Genomic DNA, 17,434 nt, shown 5'->3' on the forward strand with positions numbered 1-17,434 from the left:
GCCGGCTGCGCGAGCCAGGTGGGATACCAGAACGAGCGGATCTCGCGCTTCGCCTGATAGCGCGAACCCGCGCCGCCATCGAAACCGTCATACGATGGGGCCTGCAAAAACAGCGTTTTCATGAATGATGCTCCGGCCAGCTCGATTGAGCCTGATAGCGAGGGGAACGACAAAGGTGGCGGTGCGGAGAAGCGTTCCTGCCGCAACCATGGGACTTATTAATGTATGTCTCCGAGCGCAGAAAACCTTAACCCGCCGCAATAGTTCGATCAACCTGGGATCTATCTTCGGGTGCCGCACACTTTTGCGTGACGCCACCCTGTCTGAAGGCAAGTCGTAGGCAAAACGTCAATCAACAGGAAGACATCCGTCAAGACGAAAGGCCTGCGTAATAATGCAATCCCGTTTAACGGGGCAAAGCACCTTCTTCGATTATCGAACCCGCCTATGGAGATTTTGTGAAATAAGCGAAAGCACTCTCTGCATGCTGACTCGCTATAACCGCTGGGCCAACCAGCGCATCTATGAAGCGATCGCCGCGCTGCCGGGCGACGAGGCACTCAAGCCGCCGGACGAAGAGGAGAGGGTGAGATTCAGTCTACGCGAGGAGCGCGCAGGGCAGGCACTCCCCTCTTGAGCGAAGCCTAGTAGCCCGGTGCCCAGTGACCGTGCTCCCATTCCCAATGGTTGCCTTCCCAACGGTAGTGCCCTTTCACCCAGTGATAGCCGGGTGCCGGGGACGCTGGCACGACTTCGACCAGCGGCGCGGGCTGAGGCGGCCGTGCCGGTTCAACCACGCATGCGCTGAGCAAGGCAGCGCACACGCAAGAAAGCAAAGCAGCAGTGAAGGTGGATGGTTTTTTCATTTAAAGCTCCTGTTTTTAGAACTGCAACAACACAGCCGTCACCCAGACTGCACGCTAGGTACGGATCAAACCTGTCAGCGGTTGCGTGGCTCCCGCTTGCGCAAAGAGCGTGGCTGCCGTGCGATGCGGGTCGAGTCCGAGGCTCTCGCTCGCCGCGCCCGCGATCAAACCGTCGAGCGCGGTGGTGGCTCGCAGGTCACGCGCCTGGTAGAGATCGTTGGGCTTCAGTCCCGGCCAGTCGCCGAGTACGCGCCCGCCCTGCACGGCTCCGCCTACCAGCATCGCCACCGATCCGGTCCCATGGTCCGTACCGCCCGTGCCGTTGGCAGCCGCGGTGCGGCCGAACTCGGTGGCTACCAGCACGGTCGTCTTGCCCCACAGCGGGCCAAGTCCGTCGCGCAGCGATGCGAGCATCGTGTCGAGCGCTTTCAGCTGATTCGCGAGGCGCGGGTTCTGTGCGCTATGCGTGTCCCAGCCGCCGGTTTCGATCATCGCCATGCGCGGACCGTCCTCGCGCGACAGAAAACTCGCCGCGAGCTTGCCGAGGCTCGCCGGATCCTGGCGCGCGCCGGCGTCGCTCGCGAGGCCGCGCGCCGTCATCGCGGATTCCCAGAGCGGCCTGAATTGCGCATCCTGGTCGTAGAGCTGCGAGACGCGCGTCAGCAGATCGTCGGGCGCTTGCGGCAATCCAGACGGCGCGTATGAGGTGACATCGGCCTTGCCGCGCAACGCCAGCGGCACCGTCGGTGCGAACGCAATGGCGTTTTCGTGGCTGGCGGGCATCATCGCGACCAGCCGGTTCAGCCAGCCATCCTTCACCTGATACGGCGAGGTGCCGCCGGTTTCCAGCACATTCTGGCCGTCGAAATGGGAGCGGTCGCGATAGGGCGAGGCCACCGCATGCACGAACAGCGCTTCGCCGGACGTGTACATTTTCGCGGTCTCGGCAAGCGACGGATGCAGCGCAAAAGTACCGTTCAGTTTGGTGGCCGTCGACGCATCGATGGCGAGCGCACCGCGCAAGCTCTGGTAGGACGGCTCGGCATACGGCACCACGATATTCAGACCGTCGGCCGCGCCGCGCTGGATCACGAAGACGAAGCGGCGGTCGGTCTCGACGCTCGCGAAGGCTATGTGCGGCGACACGAAAATCGCACCGGCACCGGCTGCGGCGAAGCTCAGAAATTGGCGACGGGAAAGCATGGCGTTCATCTCCGTTGAAAGTCGGGCGACACGAGCAGCAGCGCGATCGCCATCGAGGCGCTCTCGGCGCGCGATACCGCGGTCTGGGTCGGCGCGCTGATCGAACCCACCAGCAACGTCTGGCTCAACGTACGCGGATCGATCCGGTCGCCGACACGCGACGCAAAACGCTGCGCCACTTCCACGCGGCGCACCAGCGCGTCGGGAGCGGCCCAGCTCGCGGCGATATCGTCGTAGCCGGCGGGCGAGCCCGGCCGCCAGACCGGCTCGCCGAGCTGCGTAAGGAGCGGCGCGCTCTGCAGATTGCCGGGCTCTTGCCAGCCGAGACCGCGCATCGACGAGATCGTCCATTCCCACGGCGTTTTGAATTTCATCGCCACAGGCGACCACGCTTCCGGGGAATCGATCAACGCGCGATAGACCGTCGGCAAATCGCCGCCGCTGCGCTCGAAGGCATTCGCGAGCCGTTCAGTGACCGCAGATGGTGGGTTGTCCGAAACAAAGTGACGCGCCAGCTTGCCGGCGATGTGCTGCGCCGTGGCCGGCGACGCTGCGAAGTCGTGCAGGATCGCCAGCGCCTGGTCTTCGCCCTGCTGATCATAGCGGCGCCCCATGATGGTCCGCGAACCCGGCTCGTGCACTTGCGGGCGAAACACGAAGCTGCCGGGCGCGGCGCCGTTCGGCTGCGGTCCCTTCACGCCGGCCACGCTCCACCCTGTGAGGGCGCGGGCGAATTCGGTGACGTCAGCCTGGGTGTAGCCGCTGCGCACGCCGAGCGTATGCAGCTCCATGATTTCGCGCGCGAGGTTCTCGTTGAGCCCGCGCTTGTTGTCCGGATTGCGTTGCTCGGCGCGCAGCGCCGCCATGCTGTCGGGCCCCACGGAGCGTGTCTGATCGAGGAAGATCTGCATCGCAGGATGACGTTCCACCGCGACCAGCATGTCGTCGAAACGGCCCAGCACGTGCGGCCGGATCGCTTCCATTTCGAATGAACCGGCCAGCGCCGCGACCTGCGGTTTTTCTGTGGATACCGCGAAGTGATTCGCCCAGAAATGCACCAGCCGGTCGATAAACGGCGTCGAGCTCGTCAATGCGCTGCTGACGCGCGCATCCACTGCGGTGCGATAGATATCGCGGATTTCGCCGCGGATCGCCTTGTTGGCGGCTAGCCTGGCAGCCTGGCCAGCAGCGGTCTGGCTGGCCGCCGGATCGGCGTTGGCGTTGGTGCCCGCATTCGCGTTGGCATTCTGCTGCCGTTGCTCGCCAAGCCGAGTCGCCAGCGCCACAGCAGTAGGCTGCCCCGCCCATGCCGCAGGCAGCGGCTGATACTGCTCGAACTGCGCGAGCAACCAGGCCTTGGGATCGGCCGGCGGGGTATCGTCGGGGCGAGCGCCGAGACCGAAACGGTTCAGCGCAATTGCCGCGGCGTTGTCGCTGGGTGACGTAACCATGCGCGTTCCTTCGAGCGTTGCGTACCTTCTTTAAACGCTCGTGACCGCAGTTTCCGTCGCTGTCCTACAGAAGTTTTCTGCACGGGGCCCAGAATCGGCCCGCTCACACGCTCAACCGCTCAACCGCGCACTCACTGGCTCGCGGGCTCCTGGCTCGCCGCCTCATTCGCTTCCGCGCTCGCGGCCCGCTTGCCCTTCGCGGGCGCAGGCGGCGGCTCGCGCCATTGGCCCGCCTGCTTTAGTCCTTCAGCAAACTTGACGCGCTCGTCGGGCGTGAGCGTCGTCGCAAAGTCGGCGACGCTGCTCTCGACTTCGGTGCGCAGCGCGATATCCGCCTCACGCGTGTGCTGCAGCGCTGCATCCAGTGCGACGCGATCGAACTGCGGCGCGGCCAGCAAAGCCAGCACTTCGTGACGTCCTTCGCGACCCGCGCGCGCATCGTCCTTACCGTCGCGACGCGCGGCCTTCAGCGCCGCCATGAACTGCTTCTGACGCTCCGGCGAAAGTCCGTCCGTGGCGAAGCGCAGCGCGGTACGCGGCTGCGGCGCCCTGGCGATCTTGTCGTGCGTGGCGAACCACTGATACGCCCCACCCGCAATCGCGCCCAGCAAAAACACGTTCAGCACGAACGAACCGGCCAGCAGAATCTTCCATGTACGGCCGCTCATTCGCCGCTCCAGTCGGCGGTGGAACCGTCGAAGCTCGAAGTCATATACGACGACGACTCATGCCCCTGCGGCGGCGTGCCGGTCAGGACAAAAAACGACACCGCGAAAGCACCCGCCAGGCCGCCGGCGAGGCCGATGCCGGCAAACGCCGCGCCTTGCCACCAGAGCCGTCCGCGATGTTTCACCGGACGCCGGGCAGGCGCCGCCGCCACGATGCGCTCGACGAAGGCACGCTCCGGCGCCGCAACCGTATGGCTCGCCAGCCACGCGTCGAGGCCAGCCGACTCGGCCAGCAAACCGTTCGCCTCGACCCGGTGCAGATCGGCCCAGGCTTCGGCGGCCGCGCGCTCCTTGTCCGGCCAGCGGCGCGGATCGGCGCCATAAGCGTCGACGATGGTACGAAATCTCTCAGGTGTCATGGCATGTCCTTGCTAAAGCCGCTGCCGGCCAGTTGTGCGCGCAGATTGCGGCGCGCGCGCGCGAGCAGACTTTCGAGGGCGTCGACCGTGATGCCCATCAACGCGGCAGCTTCGATATTCGAGAGCTCCTGGTAGTAGTTGAGTACCAGAGCTTCGCGCTGCCGAACCGGCAGCGCAGCAAGCGCCGTGCGCACGCGTTCGTCGCGCACACGGGCTTCGAGTTGCATGTCGGGTAAAGCCTGCGGATCGGCTTCGTCCGGCAGCTCGGCCACCGGGTCTTCACGACGCCCGCGCAAGCGGTCGTAACAGAGGTTCAGCGCCACGCGGTGGATCCACGTGTCGAAGCGCGCCTCACCCTCTTTCCAGTGGGGCGCCTGTTTCCAGATACGCACAAAAGCCTCCTGTGCGACGTCTTCCGCTTCCATACGGTCTCCCAACATGCGCGTCGCGAGCGCGAGCAGACGCGGCAGCTTGCGCGACACGAGAGTGCGCACCGCCGCCGGATCCTGCTCGCCGACCCGCGCGACGAGTTCCGCGTCGGGATCGCGCTCGCTCAAGGGGCGCAATTCCGTGACATCCGCGGCTGGCGCCGTTGCGTCCGGACATATCGTGTCGCGACACGAGCCTTTCTCACTTGCCGTTGCTCCGAGAGGTGCGCTTTGCGCCTGTTTTTATTCAAGTCTTCAATATACGACGACGGCAGGATGGTAATACGCCGGCCCAGCCGTTTACGCCCAGTGGCCGTCCACCCAACGCATGTAACGCTCCCATAGGTCTAAGAAAAGCGGAATAGCTCCGTTTCGTCTTAAACGCGGCGGCCGGGAAAATCCGTCGCGGATTTTTTTGCAGGTTCGGAAATAATTCGAAGGTGATGTTGCCTCGCTGTTGCCGGTACGGACGAAGGGCTCGCCCCACGCCACGCCCTCCCCACCCGGCGCGGCTCGCGCTATGCTGTGACCCTGAACGCGTGACGCCCTCCACCACTCGCCGATCCCAAGCCACCGTGCCGCTAGCCCGCCCTCCCGAACTCCCCGAAGACGACGACGCCCATTCGCTCGCGCGGCGCTATCCACGTGGGATGCACATCGAACCCCACTCGCACACCTGGGCGCAGGTGCTGTACGCCATGGCGGGCGTCATGTGGGTCGAAGTCGGCCGCGAGGCGCTGGTGGTGCCGCCGCAGCGCGCCGTGTGGCTGCCGGCCGGAACCGTGCACTCGATCCACATGATGAGCGAGGTCGAGATGCGCAATATCTATCTGCACAAGCGCAACGTCCAGCACCTCAGCAAGCAAAGCGATGTCTTCGAAATCAACGGCTTGCTGCGCGAGCTCATCACCACCATCGCCGAATACGAACACACCCACGCCCGCGACAGCGCCTATCTGGAGGTGGCGTACAAGCTCGCCATGCTGGAGCTGATGCATGCGCCGCGCTCGTCCTTGCGCATTCCGCTGCCGGATGCCTCCGACCGGCGGCTCGACGCGCTCTGCCGCGCGGTGATCGGCAACCCGTCGATTGCCGTCAGCTTCGAGCAGCATGCCGCCTCGGTCGGCGCGAGCGTACGCACGCTCGCGCGCCTGTTCACGCGTGAGCTCGGTATCGGCTTCTCCGAGTGGCGCCGCCAGGTGCAACTGGCCGTGGCCGTGTCCGGTCTGGCGGAAGGACGCTCGGTCAGCAGCATCGCGCGCGATCTCGGCTATCTGCCGAGCAGCTTCAGCGACATGTTCCGCCGCGAACTCGGCGCGCCGCCCACCGAATTCGATCCGCAGGAAACCCTCAGCACCGCGCGCGAGGAAACCGGCGCCCACGCCGGCAAGTAACCCTCCCGGGGGCCGCGCGGGCAAGGTTTCGCGGCCCGCGGCACCGCTGTCCGAAATTCGAAAGCGCTTGTCTCAACAAGGTAGTCTCGGACATCTAGAATGGGTTCATCGCTGCACCGCGCAGCGCACCACCCACTCAGGAGCATTGTCGATGAAAGCCATCCAGTTCAAGTCTTTCGGCAACCCGGACGTCCTCGAATACGTCGATGTGCCGACCCCGTCGGCCGACGCGGACAGCGCCGTGGTCCAGGTCAAGAGCGCCTCGGTCAATCCGAGCGATGTGAAGAACGTTTCCGGGCATTTCGAGCACACCGTGTTGCCGCGCACGCCGGGCCGCGACTTTAGCGGCGTCGTCGTGGACGGGCCCGCCGAATGGATCGGCGCCGATGTTTGGGGCACGGGCGGCGACATCGGCTTCACGCGCGACGGCACTCACGCCCAGTTCATCAAGATTCCCCTCGCTGCGCTGTCGCGCAAGCCGAAAACGCTCAGCCACGAACAGGCGGCGGCCATCGGCGTGAACTTCGTGGTGGCCTGGCTCGGCGCGGTGGACCACGCGCAACTGAAAGCCGGCGAAACCATTGCTGTGATCGGTGCGGGTGGCGGCGTGGGAGGTGCGGTGGTGCAGATCGCCAAAGCGCGCGGCTGCCGCGTGATCGGCGTGGACCGTCATCCACCGCTGCCGGATTCGCCGGCAGGCCGCCTGATCGACGCATACGTGCCGTTCGACGAGCACGCCATCGAACGCGTCAAGGCCTTGAGCGACGGCGGCGTCGACGTGGTCTACGACTCGGTGGGCGGGGTCGCTTTCGAAACCGCCTTGGGCCTCGTCAAGCGCCGCGGCCGCGTGGTCGAAATCAGCGCAACCGGCAAGCGCCGCGTCGAACTCGACCTGATCGACTTCTACCATAACGAGACTCAGCTGCTCGGCGTCGATAGCGCCAAGCTGGGTGTCGCCGAATCGGCCCGGCTGATGACGGCGCTGGTCGAAGGCTTCGAGAGCGGCGCCCTGCAGCCGCCGGCCATTGCCGAGCGCTACACGCTCGAGCGCACCCGCGAAGCTTACGAGGCCGTCACCGCCGGCACACGCGGGCGTGTCGTCATCACGATGTGAGATCCGGTTCGCGCGGTGGGTATCGACACCCGCCGCGCGCCATCGCCAGAGGGTAAAGCAATCATGAAAGCGTATTTCGTGTCGTTGGTGGTCGGCCTCGTGGTGGGCCTGTTCTACAGCGCCGTCAACGTGAAGTCTCCGGCGCCGCCGACTATCGCGCTGGTCGGGCTGCTCGGCATGCTCGGCGGCGAACATCTGATTCCGCTGGTGCGGACGTTGTTAGGCTTGAGCGTCAACTGACCGTGCTGGAACGGCGCCGGAGTCACGCCGCGATAGAAGGGTCCCGCCAGCCGGCTTGACGCCCTTGGGACGGACTATACTGTTGCCGCCTGGGCGAATAGATCGTCATACGCGCCCTTCACTCCGTACATCATGTAATGAATACCAAACGGCAATTCGACGACCTGCTGCTCGGCAGCATCGAGCTGTTTTGCCTCGCCGCGGAACTGGCGAGCTTCACCGCGGCAGCCAACGCGGCCGGCGTCACGCCCGCCGCGGTGAGCCGTTCGGTATCGCGCCTTGAGGAGCGCCTCGGGGTGCGCCTGTTCGTGCGTACCACGCGGCAAATCCGCCTGACCGAGGCCGGCCACGCCTATTTCGAGCAATGCAGCAGCGCGCTTTCGCAACTGGTGGATGCCGAGCGTCAGGCCACCGGGCAACAGTCGGCGCCGGCCGGCTTGCTGCGCATCAGCATGCCCACACCTTACGCGCATTACCGGGTGCTGCCGCTCCTGCCGTTGTTTCGCGAGCGCTTTCCGCAAGTCCGGGTGGATGCGCACCTCAGCAACCGCAATGTCGACTTCGCCGAGGAGAGCTACGACCTCGCCATCCGCGGCAAGGCGCCGGTCGATTCCAACCTGATCGCGCGCAAGCTAGAAGATGCCGAACTGGTGGTCGTGGCCACGCCGGCCTACCTGGAACGGGCGGGCACACCGAAGTCGATCGACGATCTGCAGCGCCACGAATGCATCCAGTTCGACCTGCCCAGCACGGGCCGCCGCATTCCCTGGACGCTGCGCGGCAGCGACGGCTTCGTCGACATGAACACCGAGGGCGGCTATTCGACCGGCGGCGACGTGCTCGGCGGCGTGACGCTCGCCCGTCACGGCGCGGGGCTGTTTCAGACGTATCGCTTCGTGGTCGAGCGGGATCTGCGCAACGGCAGTCTCGTCGAAGTGATGAAGGATTTCGGCGGCGCGTCGCGGCCCTTCGTGCTGCTCTACCCGCATGGACGGCATCTGTCGGCGCGCGTGCGCAGTTTCGTGGATTTTCTCGTCGAGCAGCTCGCCAATCGCACCGCGCGATCCTGAACACAACACGCTAAGATTGACCCCGCGTAGCAAGCGCCATCACCGGCCTTTGGCTGGCGCCTACGCCGGCAGCGCTGTCTGCTGCCCCAACCGGCACGATCCGCGGAGCCCAACCTATGTCCCTGCTGCATCTCGATTCCATTGCAAACGCGTTGCCGGCCGCCTGGCGTTCCACGGTGCTCGGCCAGGTCGGCCCTGCACGCATCAAGGTGCTCAGGATGGACGAAAGCGCCTATGACGAAGAGACGCACGACTACAACGAAGGCCTGCTGGTCATCAGCGGCCAGATGCGGCTGAGCGTCGCAGGCGAAACCATCGCGGTGGAAGCGGGCCAAATGTACGTGGCGCAGGCGGGTGTCCCGCATGCCGTGCTGCCGGGCAGTCATGGGACGCTGGTGATCGTCGACGTTTGAGGCTCTCGCCGAGTCTTGTTTCAGACGGCCAGGTCCGCTGCAACGAATTCAATAAATCAGTGCGTTTCGGAGTGTTGCATGTCAGATGAATATGAAGTACATGGTCCGCATGACCATGCTGTCGAACACGTTGGCGCAGGGCATGGCGCGCACGCGGATGCCGATCCGTTTGCGAGCCGCATGGCGGTGATGGCGGCCATCCTTGCGACGATCGGCGCGATTTACGCCTACCAGAGCGGCACCAGCGAAAACCTCGCGCTCTACTACAAGAACGAAGCGGCCATCAAGAAGACCGAGGCTGCCAATCAATGGTCGTACTACCAGGCAAAGGGCGAGAAAGAAAACCTCGCTGAACTGGGCGCCGCGTTGTCGTCGCCGGGCAGCGACGCGCACGCGAAATTCCTCGCGGATGTCGAAAAGTACAAGCAGCAGAAAGAGCCAATTCGCGCCAACGCCGAAGCGATCGAAAAGGATGTAACCAGCAACGACGCGCAAAGCGAGAAGCTGCTGCATGGACATCACCGCTGGGCGCAGGCCACCACCCTGATCCAGATCTCGATTGCGCTGACGGCCATCACCTTGCTCACGCGCAAGCGGTGGCTGCGCAACCTGTCCATGGGGGTGGCCGTGGCCGGCCTCCTGTTCGGCGCGGCGGCGTTCCTGTCGGTTTAGTCCGCTTCGACACCTCATCGGAAATGCCGATCAATGTCAGGCATTTCCGATAATGATGTAGTACGAACTATCTCCTTTGCGATTTCTCAAAGAAATGGCAAATTTATAAAAACACTTAGTTATCCATCATATAATTTTCGCGTGGAAATGTGAGCATTTGAACACGTCAGGTTCGAGATAAAGTTTGAAACCTGTCGAGCACAATTCAACACGGAGTGTGACTGATGGACCAGACATCCGATTCATCCAATGATCTCGTCGCCAATCTCGACGAGAGTGTCCTGCTACCCCAGCTAGGTTGTCCATCGGGTGAGGTAGGCGTGGCCGTCGGCGACATGCTCGAACGTTCCAATGAGGCTGTGATCAACGCGTCCTTCGACCTGCTCGATCTGCATGCCGGCGAGCAGATCATGGAAGTCGGGCTCGGCAACGGCGGACACATCCAAGCAGTCCTTAGTCGCGCGCCTGGGCTGCGCTATGCGGGCGTCGACATATCGCCCACCATGATCGAGGTGGCGCGCTCGCGCAATGCCTTCTCCATCGCACGCAAGCAAGTTGTCCTTGAAGTCGCCGACGTCAGCCTTCTGCCGTTTGCCGATCACACGTTCGACAAGGCGGTGGCCATCAACACGGTCTATTTCTGGACCAGCCTGGCTGCGGGCTTACGGGAAATCCGCCGGGTGCTCCGTTCGAACGGGGTGTTGGCGATCGCGGCCATCACCCCGGATGCCGCAATCGAGATGCCGTTTGCCGCGTACGGTTTCGCCGTCTACGACGCCTTGGCGCTCGAACTGGCTTGCATGGCCGCAGGCTTCAACCAGGTCTGCATCGAGCCGTTCGTCGAGCCGCTGACAAACCCGCAAGCCGAAGCGGCGCCGCGAGAATTCTTTCTTGTCAGTGCGTCTGCGTCGAACGGCTGACGCAGCGCTCGCCACGGCGGTAACTGAGGCAACTGAGGCAACCGAGGTAACTCAGGCCGCCCCGCGCCGCGCGCGTGCCAGCAGCAACTCACGCTCGCGCGCGTTGCGCGTCATCGTTGCGGCACGCTCGAATTCCGCGCGTGCCTCCGCCATGCGCCCGAGCTTCTCGAGCAGGTCGCCACGCACGCTCGGCAACCAATGGTAGTTGGCAAGTGCGGCGTCGGCGGCCAGCAGGTCGACAATCTCAAGCGCCGCCGCCGGACCGAACGCCATGCCTACCGCGACCGCCCGGTTCAACTCCACCACCGGCGACGGACTGACCTGCGCGAGTACGTCATACAGCGCGACGATCTGCGCCCAGTCGGTTTGCTCGGCGCTATGGGCACGCGCATGACAGGCAGCCAGCGCCGCTTGCAAGGCATACGACCCACCGGCGCCGCCGAGCGCCTGAGCCCGCTCGAGCGCCGCGAACCCACGCCGGATCAGCAGCAAATCCCAACGGCTGCGGTCCTGATCGAGCAACAGCACCGGACGGCCCTGGGCGTCGACGCGCGCGTGGATGCGCGAGGCCTGGATCTCCATCAGCGCGACGAGGCCGTGCACCTCGCTCTCGTCCGGCACGAGACCCGCCAGCACACGGCCGAGCCGCAGCGCCTCCTCGCACAACGCCGGGCGCATCCAGTCGTCGCCGGCCGTGGCCGAATAGCCTTCGTTGAAGATCAGATAGATGACTTCGAGCACCGATGCGAGCCGCGCCGCACGCGCATCTGCACGCGGCACTTCGAACGGCACCTTGGCCGTCGACAGCGTGCGTTTGGCCCGTACGATCCGTTGCGCGATAGTCGGCTCGGGCACGAGGAAGGCGCGGGCAATCTCGTCGGTCGTCAAACCGCCGAGCAGCCGCAGCGTGAGCGCGACACGCGCGTCGGTGGACAGCACCGGATGACACGCGGTAAACACGAGGCGCAGCAGATCGTCACCGATGTCATCCTCGCGCGCGGCATCGAGCGCATCGACAAAATCCGGCACGAGGTGGGCCTCCTGTGCATCCAGGTCGCGGCCCAGCTCCTCGCGCTTGCGTGCGTGCAGCACGTCCTGGCGCAAGCGGTCGAGCGCGCGGTTTTTCGCGGTCGTCATCAGCCAGGCGCCGGGATTGTCGGGCACGCCATGCTCGGGCCAATGCTCGAGCGCCGCGACGAGCGCATCCTGCGCCAGTTCCTCCGCCACACCCACGTCGCGCACCATGCGCGCGACGCAGGCCACCACCTTGGCGGATTCGATGCGCCAGACCGCTTCGATCGCGCGGTGCGTTGCCGCAGAGCTCACCGCCACCTCAGCGCCCCGCCGCTGCGTTCGGGTCCTTCTGAAGCCGTCCCGGCACGAAGGCGGCGCAAGCGCTCTGCTCAGACATGATGTGACCTTTCGATGAGCGGATTAGCGCCGCGTCGCATCCAGTTCGCGAAAGCGATCGATGGCGGGCCCCGGTTCGAAGTCTTCCAGTTCGAACAGTTGCCGCACTTCGATCTCGCCATCGGCGTGCTCGCCGAACGGCGCCGGAAAGCGCCGCGCCCATTCCATGGCTTCTTCGCGCGAGCGCACCTGGATCAGCGTATAGCCGGCCAGCAATTCCTTGGTTTCGGCGAACGGCCCGTCGACGACCTTGCGCTGCCCCTGCGAATACTGGATACGCCAGCCCTTCGAACTCGGCTGCAGCCCCGTTGCGTCGAGCAACACGCCGGCCTTCGCCAGTTCCTCGTGATAGGCGCCCATCGCCGCCATCAGGGATTCCTCCGGCATGGCGCCGGATTCGCTCAGTGCGGTCGCCTTGACCATGATCATGAATCGCATTGCATTGCTCCTTGTCGTAGTGGATATCGAGCCGCGTTGCGTGCTCTTCACCGATACGACGCGCGACGGGTGGACGGATCGACACGGAACCCACTCACCCGGGAAAACCCCTGGAATGGATAACGCCGGCAGCCGTGACTGGCGTGATGTGACGACGCTATCGCGCCGCCACCGTCATTCGTAGCACGGCCCGACTTCGCGAACCTCCACCGTGCACCATTCGGCCGCCGGGCAGGCGGCGGCGATCGCTATCGCCTCCTCACGCGTGGCGCAGTCCAGCAGCAGGAAACCGCCCACCATCTCCTTGGCTTCGGCAAACGGTCCGTCGAGCAGTCTCGACTGGCCGTCGCGCTTTTGCACGCGGACGGCCTCGCGGGTCGACTTCAATGACTCGCACGCCAGCAGCAGGCCGCGCTCGCGGAGATGCTCGGCGTAATTCCCCATGCGCTCGTAGAGCGCCCGTCCCTCCTCCTCGCTGCGGTCGCTGCGCTGATGGGTGGGTTCGACGATAAACAGCATATAAGCCATACGGAACTCCGGTCGGTCGTCCTGCGTGCGTCTTGCGGATTAGCTCGGGCGTGCGGGCGTGCGTAGGCAGGCAGGCGGAAAACAGGCACACGCCAAAACGATGCGATTTGCGCAGGCAGTCTAGCAAGCGCAGATGGATCGATGCAAACGCATCGAACGGCTTCAGCCTTTGCATCACCCTGCTTGCGGATCGCCGGGCACCCGGCACGCGACTTGCTGACAAGGGGTATCGACACAAAAAGTGAGGTTGAAAATGAGCACTCGATTCAGGTGGACCGGTATCGTTACGCTCGTGGTTCTGGCATCGCTTGCAAGCGGCTGCACGCTAGGCGGCGCCGCAGCGGGCGGGGTAATCGGCAATGAAGCCACCAACCACAGCGCAGCAGGCACGATTGGTGGCGCGGTGGTGGGCGGCGCCGTGGGTTATGAACTGGGGAAATAGCGCATTGAATGGGAGGATCGCGTCGCGCAATCAGCAGGTCAATACGTAGGCGAACTGAGCAGATCGCCCGGCAGCCAGGCTGTCAGGCGAACCGATTTGCAATGCAGGCAATATTGACACGCGAGGCACAGGCGATTGCCTCGCGTGCCCCAACATCCGCAAACTGCCTTATGCTGACGGACTGTCCCAAACTCACGCTTATCCAATGACCTATTCCGACACGCCGGCTGTCACGAGCTGGCATGCCCACGTGTACTTCGACGCGGAGCATCGCGACGCAGCATGGGCGCTGCGCGAACAGATCGAAGCCCGCTTCGACGGCAAGCTGCAACTGGGCCGTTTTCATGAGCGCCCGGTTGGCCCGCATCCGCTCTGGTCGTATCAACTCGAGTTCGAGCGGCCCCACTTTGCCGAGATCGTGGAATGGCTCACGCTCAATCACGGCGCGCTCGACGTCTTCATGCACCCCAACACCGGCGACGACCTGCGCGATCATCGCGACGCGGCGGTGTGGATCGGCCGCTCGCATACGCTCAAGCTGGACATATTCCGCAAGTGAGCGCGCGGATGCGTGCCGTCACGCCGCGCATCCGCTACATGTTGCCGTAAGAACTGCACCAGCCGGTCGCAGCCACCTGCTGGCTGCCGAACAACAGGCAGCCACCCCACGCATCGGACGCCTTGCCCTGGAACAGCGAGCAATTGCTGCAATTCTGCCCCGCCACGTAGCTGGGAAATTTGCTCTTGTCCACCGTGGCAGCCACTTCTTTATAGCCCACTGCTTGCGCCTTGGGATCCGCTTCGCTGAGCTTGGCCGCGTCGGCCGTCGCGACGCGTGTCAGCGCGAGCGACGACGCCACACCGAGGCTGAAAAGAACGAAACTGCGACGTGAATTTTTCATAGTGGGAATGGGGTTTGAGTGGGGTTGTTGTGGCGAGCTATTCGAGGAACTTCACAAAGCGCTCGACGGGTTCTCGCTCGGTTCGTAAGTGATTGACCGGCGTCCGCAGGAACGCCCGGATTGAGCGCCGCGACTTCAATAACGTATCGAACTCGTTGACGGATTCGTTCATCTGAATGACGTCTGTCGGTGGCCGGCGCGGGGCCGTCTTTACGTCAGTCCATTGCCTGCCATTGCCGGTCAATAAGCCAAGCCGCCCCGCGCCTGTCTGTGAGGGATTCTAGCCCGACGTACAGCCGGACTGCTCGCAAGCCGGCACGCCGCCAGCGGCGGTCACGCCTGCACCGCCCACCCCTCGCAGCACAGCCGCATCAAACGATGCCACGCACAACGCCTTCAAGAATTGCCGCGCGAGGCCGTTATTCCTTGCATGCCCCAAAACTGGGCGACCTGACCGGCCGCGATTTGCGACGACGTTCCCATTGCGCCTAACCGGTACGGCGCCCTCGATCGACCGCCCCCGTTCGCCTTATTGCCTTTGCTCAACATGGGATTTTTCGACGCGCTGTTCGTACGCAAGCCCACGCCGGACGCGTTCGCTGCCCTGTTCATCGAGGCCGCCAAACGCCGGGGTTTCGACACTTCGTTGCATTACAACGCCGACGAGTTCCGGCTCGAATACGGGGACAACGCCGTCTTCAACCTGCACCACGCCTACCGCGCGTATTGCGGCAGCGACAAGCCGGCGCGCGAGACCGCGCTGCAGGGCTTCGTCGCAACGCTATGCGCGAGCCAGCAGGCGGCGCCCGAGCATCTGTCCGACGCGCGCGCCATGCTGCGCCCGTTGATCCGTGGCCGTGGGGTACTCGAAGACGTGCGCCTGCATCGGCTTCGCACGGCCGGCCGAACGGCGACGTTCGCCCCCGAATGGCGTGCGTTCGACGACGACTGCGCGGTGCTGCTGGCGCTCGATTATCCTGAGTCCACCTCGACGTTGATGAGCGGGCCAGTCGAGTCGTGGGGCCTGACGCTCGACGATGCGCTCGCGATCGCCTGCGACAACCTGCGCGACATCACCGCCGATGCGTTCGTCGAAGTGGCGCGCGGCGTGTATCGCGGCGACTGGCGCGACGGCTACGACGCAAGCCGCGCGTTGCTGCCGGACCTGCTGCACCGCGCACCGGTGCACGGCTTTCCCGTCTTCATGATTCCCACCCGCGACGTGTTGCTCGTCACCAGCGACAAGGACGACGGCGGCCTCGCGCGCATGATCGAATTGAGCCGCGAGGCCGCGCAGAGCGGCCGTCCGGTGTCGCCGTTCATGTACTGCTACCACGAAGGCCTGCGCCGCTTCACGCCGCGTCAGGCCGAGGTGACGCAACGGCTCGCCCAGCTCGCGCTGCGCTATCGCAAGGATGACTACGACACGCAGAAGGCCGCGCTCGACCGCCTGCACAAGCAGGAAGGACGCGATGTGTTCGTCGCCAACTACCTGCTCTATGGCGCGAAAGACGACGCCGGCGAGATGTTCTCCGCCGCGACATGGACGGCGGGCGTCGAATCCCTGCTGCCCCAGGCCGACCGCATCGTGCTGGTGCGTCCCGAGTCGGGCGAGACGCGCATCGTGCCGTGGCAGCAGATCGCACCGCTCGTGGGCGGCTTGCTCGAAGAAGAGCCGATGTACCCTGTGCGGTATCGGACTCGCGGTTTTCCCGATCCGGGCCAGTTCGCGTCCTTCGCACCTGGCGATACGTAGACGCGCGCCGTCTGCCGCTTCCTGCCGTCGCAGGCGGGCCGCCAGATATTCACGAAAGGCGGCTTGCTCTTTCGTCGCCTTACAAACCATCAAATTCCAGGCTCATCCCACCGATAACCCGTTCGATCAGGCTCGTGCCGTCGAAGTGAGTTCGTCTTTCGATTGCGTGCGCGCCTGCGCTATCCAACGTGCTTATCTGGAGGAAATGGACCATGTCAGTCGATTCGTTTGGTATGGCGATGGCGTCGCTGCCGGCGCCTACCCCGCCGTCTGCGCCGTCGTCCGTGGACGCGGTACCTGCCGAGAAACAGGCCGCATCGGACAACTCGTCCACGACATCGGCCGCGAGTACCGACCCGCTGATGGCCGCGCTTCAGCAGACGCTGTCGCAACTCGGCTATAGCATGCCGGCCGGCTCGCTCACGAGTACCGGCACCAGCGGCGCGGACAGCGCGGACGGCAGCAGCACGAGCGGCGTGAGCGCGTCCAGCTCCGACGCAACCAGCACCGGCGCGCAATTCCTCGCCGCGCTGTATCAGGCGCTGGCCCTGCAGCAATCGATCTCGGCGGACAACGGCGGCACCTCGTCCGGCAACAGTTCGAGCAACGCGATCGCCAGCTTTAACGACTCGGCCAGCTCGGGCGGCGGCGTCAGCGCGTATCGCGACCTGGGGTCGCGCATTGCGGACTTGTCGAACGCCGCCAACGCGGTCGACAACGATGCGGATGACGACGCCGGCGAGTGGGACGTCGAAGTCGACGACGTGGAGGTTTCCGAGCCGGAGGAAGCGGAAGACGGCGAGGATCCGCTGGGCAGCGCCGTGTCGAATCTGAACAACGCGTTGCAGGCGCACGTCGCCGCGCTCGATTCGGACCCGGGCACGACGGTGACGTTGTCCGACGTGCTCGACGGCCTGTCGGGTACCGCCAGCAGCCTGAACTGGCAGCCGGTGGGCGTGCTGGTCGACGTGTCGGCCTGAGCGAGGGGCGGGGTGAGGTGGGCGCGGGGTTGGGTGCGCTGGGCCGGGTTGGGCCGGGTTCAACCGGGTTGGGTGCGCCGGCCTCGACGCCCAACTCAGGCGCCGTCACGACTGCGCCTA

Annotated in this window: 22 protein-coding genes; 12 read left to right on the plus strand and 10 right to left on the minus strand. The window is 64.8% G+C overall.

Annotated elements, in window-relative coordinates; translation table 11 throughout:
• Positions 1-484 precede the first annotated feature (484 nt).
• On the plus strand, positions 485-637 hold the full coding sequence (locus tag P3T42_RS26385) for a hypothetical protein (protein WP_171991563.1): 153 nt from the start codon (positions 485-487) through the stop codon (positions 635-637).
• Between the two features lie 7 nt (positions 638-644).
• On the opposite strand, the gene P3T42_RS26390 is transcribed toward P3T42_RS26385, so the two are convergent.
• The 6 genes from P3T42_RS26390 to P3T42_RS26415 form a co-directional block, all read right to left on the minus strand.
• On the minus strand, positions 645-866 hold the full coding sequence (locus tag P3T42_RS26390; protein ID WP_429307656.1) for a YXWGXW repeat-containing protein: 222 nt from the start codon (positions 864-866) through the stop codon (positions 645-647).
• A 54-nt stretch (positions 867-920) separates the two neighbouring features.
• A complete protein-coding gene (locus P3T42_RS26395; protein ID WP_429307657.1) occupies positions 921-2,069 on the minus strand; it encodes a DUF1501 domain-containing protein in 1,149 nt (382 codons plus the stop codon).
• Positions 2,070-2,074: 5 nt separating this feature from the next.
• Positions 2,075-3,520: a DUF1800 domain-containing protein gene (locus P3T42_RS26400; protein WP_429307658.1), complete on the minus strand. Its 1,446-nt coding sequence runs from the start codon at positions 3,518-3,520 to the stop codon at positions 2,075-2,077.
• Between the two features lie 131 nt (positions 3,521-3,651).
• The gene (locus P3T42_RS26405) at positions 3,652-4,188 is read right to left on the minus strand and encodes a periplasmic heavy metal sensor (protein ID WP_429307659.1); all 537 of its coding nucleotides are present in this window, start codon (positions 4,186-4,188) and stop codon (positions 3,652-3,654) included.
• A complete protein-coding gene (locus P3T42_RS26410; RefSeq protein WP_074293661.1) occupies positions 4,185-4,607 on the minus strand; it encodes a hypothetical protein in 423 nt (140 codons plus the stop codon). Before P3T42_RS26410 ends, P3T42_RS26405 begins: the two co-directional genes overlap by 4 nt.
• Positions 4,604-5,215, minus strand: a complete 612-nt coding sequence (locus P3T42_RS26415) for an RNA polymerase sigma factor (protein WP_083640172.1) — start codon at positions 5,213-5,215, stop codon at positions 4,604-4,606. Before P3T42_RS26415 ends, P3T42_RS26410 begins: the two co-directional genes overlap by 4 nt.
• Positions 5,216-5,610: 395 nt before the next feature.
• Between P3T42_RS26415 and P3T42_RS26420 the strand changes: the two genes are divergently transcribed.
• The 7 genes from P3T42_RS26420 (at position 5,611) to P3T42_RS26450 (ending at position 10,858) form a co-directional block, all read left to right on the plus strand.
• Positions 5,611-6,429: an AraC family transcriptional regulator gene (locus P3T42_RS26420; RefSeq protein ID WP_429307660.1), complete on the plus strand. Its 819-nt coding sequence runs from the start codon at positions 5,611-5,613 to the stop codon at positions 6,427-6,429.
• Between the two features lie 151 nt (positions 6,430-6,580).
• Positions 6,581-7,543, plus strand: a complete 963-nt coding sequence (locus P3T42_RS26425) for a quinone oxidoreductase family protein (protein WP_429307661.1) — start codon at positions 6,581-6,583, stop codon at positions 7,541-7,543.
• A gap of 63 nt (positions 7,544-7,606) precedes the next feature.
• Positions 7,607-7,783 carry a DUF1427 family protein gene (locus P3T42_RS26430; RefSeq protein ID WP_074293665.1) on the plus strand — a complete coding sequence of 59 codons (177 nt, stop codon included), beginning with the start codon at positions 7,607-7,609 and terminating at the stop codon, positions 7,781-7,783.
• 137 nt (positions 7,784-7,920) lie between these two features.
• Positions 7,921-8,853 (plus strand): LysR family transcriptional regulator, encoded by a 933-nt coding sequence (locus P3T42_RS26435; protein ID WP_429307662.1) that lies wholly within the window; start codon positions 7,921-7,923, stop codon positions 8,851-8,853.
• 116 nt (positions 8,854-8,969) lie between these two features.
• Positions 8,970-9,266 carry a cupin domain-containing protein gene (locus P3T42_RS26440; protein WP_074293667.1) on the plus strand — a complete coding sequence of 99 codons (297 nt, stop codon included), beginning with the start codon at positions 8,970-8,972 and terminating at the stop codon, positions 9,264-9,266.
• Positions 9,267-9,344: 78 nt separating this feature from the next.
• Positions 9,345-9,938 carry a DUF4337 domain-containing protein gene (locus P3T42_RS26445; RefSeq protein WP_429307663.1) on the plus strand — a complete coding sequence of 198 codons (594 nt, stop codon included), beginning with the start codon at positions 9,345-9,347 and terminating at the stop codon, positions 9,936-9,938.
• Positions 9,939-10,162: 224 nt separating this feature from the next.
• Positions 10,163-10,858 carry a class I SAM-dependent methyltransferase gene (locus P3T42_RS26450; RefSeq protein WP_429307664.1) on the plus strand — a complete coding sequence of 232 codons (696 nt, stop codon included), beginning with the start codon at positions 10,163-10,165 and terminating at the stop codon, positions 10,856-10,858.
• A gap of 51 nt (positions 10,859-10,909) precedes the next feature.
• Here P3T42_RS26450 and P3T42_RS26455 read toward each other — a convergent pair whose 3' ends face one another.
• From P3T42_RS26455 to P3T42_RS26465, 3 genes are all read right to left on the minus strand, one after another.
• Entirely contained in the window at positions 10,910-12,184 is a 1,275-nt protein-coding gene (locus P3T42_RS26455) for an RNA polymerase sigma factor (protein WP_429307665.1), read from the minus strand.
• A gap of 108 nt (positions 12,185-12,292) precedes the next feature.
• Positions 12,293-12,706 carry a YciI family protein gene (locus P3T42_RS26460; protein ID WP_074293669.1) on the minus strand — a complete coding sequence of 138 codons (414 nt, stop codon included), beginning with the start codon at positions 12,704-12,706 and terminating at the stop codon, positions 12,293-12,295.
• 174 nt (positions 12,707-12,880) lie between these two features.
• Positions 12,881-13,234 carry a YciI family protein gene (locus P3T42_RS26465; RefSeq protein WP_074293670.1) on the minus strand — a complete coding sequence of 118 codons (354 nt, stop codon included), beginning with the start codon at positions 13,232-13,234 and terminating at the stop codon, positions 12,881-12,883.
• Positions 13,235-13,487: 253 nt separating this feature from the next.
• Here P3T42_RS26465 and P3T42_RS26470 point away from each other — a divergent pair, with 253 nt between their 5' ends.
• The gene (locus tag P3T42_RS26470) at positions 13,488-13,676 is read left to right on the plus strand and encodes a glycine zipper 2TM domain-containing protein (protein ID WP_074293671.1); all 189 of its coding nucleotides are present in this window, start codon (positions 13,488-13,490) and stop codon (positions 13,674-13,676) included.
• 205 nt (positions 13,677-13,881) lie between these two features.
• Entirely contained in the window at positions 13,882-14,235 is a 354-nt protein-coding gene (locus tag P3T42_RS26475; RefSeq protein ID WP_074293672.1) for a DOPA 4,5-dioxygenase family protein, read from the plus strand.
• Between the two features lie 34 nt (positions 14,236-14,269).
• Here the strand turns inward: P3T42_RS26475 and P3T42_RS26480 are convergent, their stop codons facing one another.
• Positions 14,270-14,578 (minus strand): high-potential iron-sulfur protein, encoded by a 309-nt coding sequence (locus tag P3T42_RS26480; RefSeq protein ID WP_429307666.1) that lies wholly within the window; start codon positions 14,576-14,578, stop codon positions 14,270-14,272.
• Positions 14,579-15,125: 547 nt separating this feature from the next.
• On the opposite strand from P3T42_RS26480, the gene P3T42_RS26485 reads away from it, so the two are divergent.
• On the plus strand, positions 15,126-16,334 hold the full coding sequence (locus P3T42_RS26485; RefSeq protein ID WP_429307667.1) for a hypothetical protein: 1,209 nt from the start codon (positions 15,126-15,128) through the stop codon (positions 16,332-16,334).
• Positions 16,335-16,546: 212 nt separating this feature from the next.
• Positions 16,547-17,314, plus strand: coding sequence for a resuscitation-promoting factor Rpf1 domain-containing protein (locus P3T42_RS26490; RefSeq protein WP_429307668.1), 768 nt, complete (start codon positions 16,547-16,549; stop codon positions 17,312-17,314).
• Positions 17,315-17,434 lie beyond the last annotated feature (120 nt).

The organism is Paraburkholderia sp. GAS38 (assembly GCF_050434965.1).
GTDB classification, from domain to species: domain Bacteria; phylum Pseudomonadota; class Gammaproteobacteria; order Burkholderiales; family Burkholderiaceae; genus Paraburkholderia; species Paraburkholderia phenazinium_A.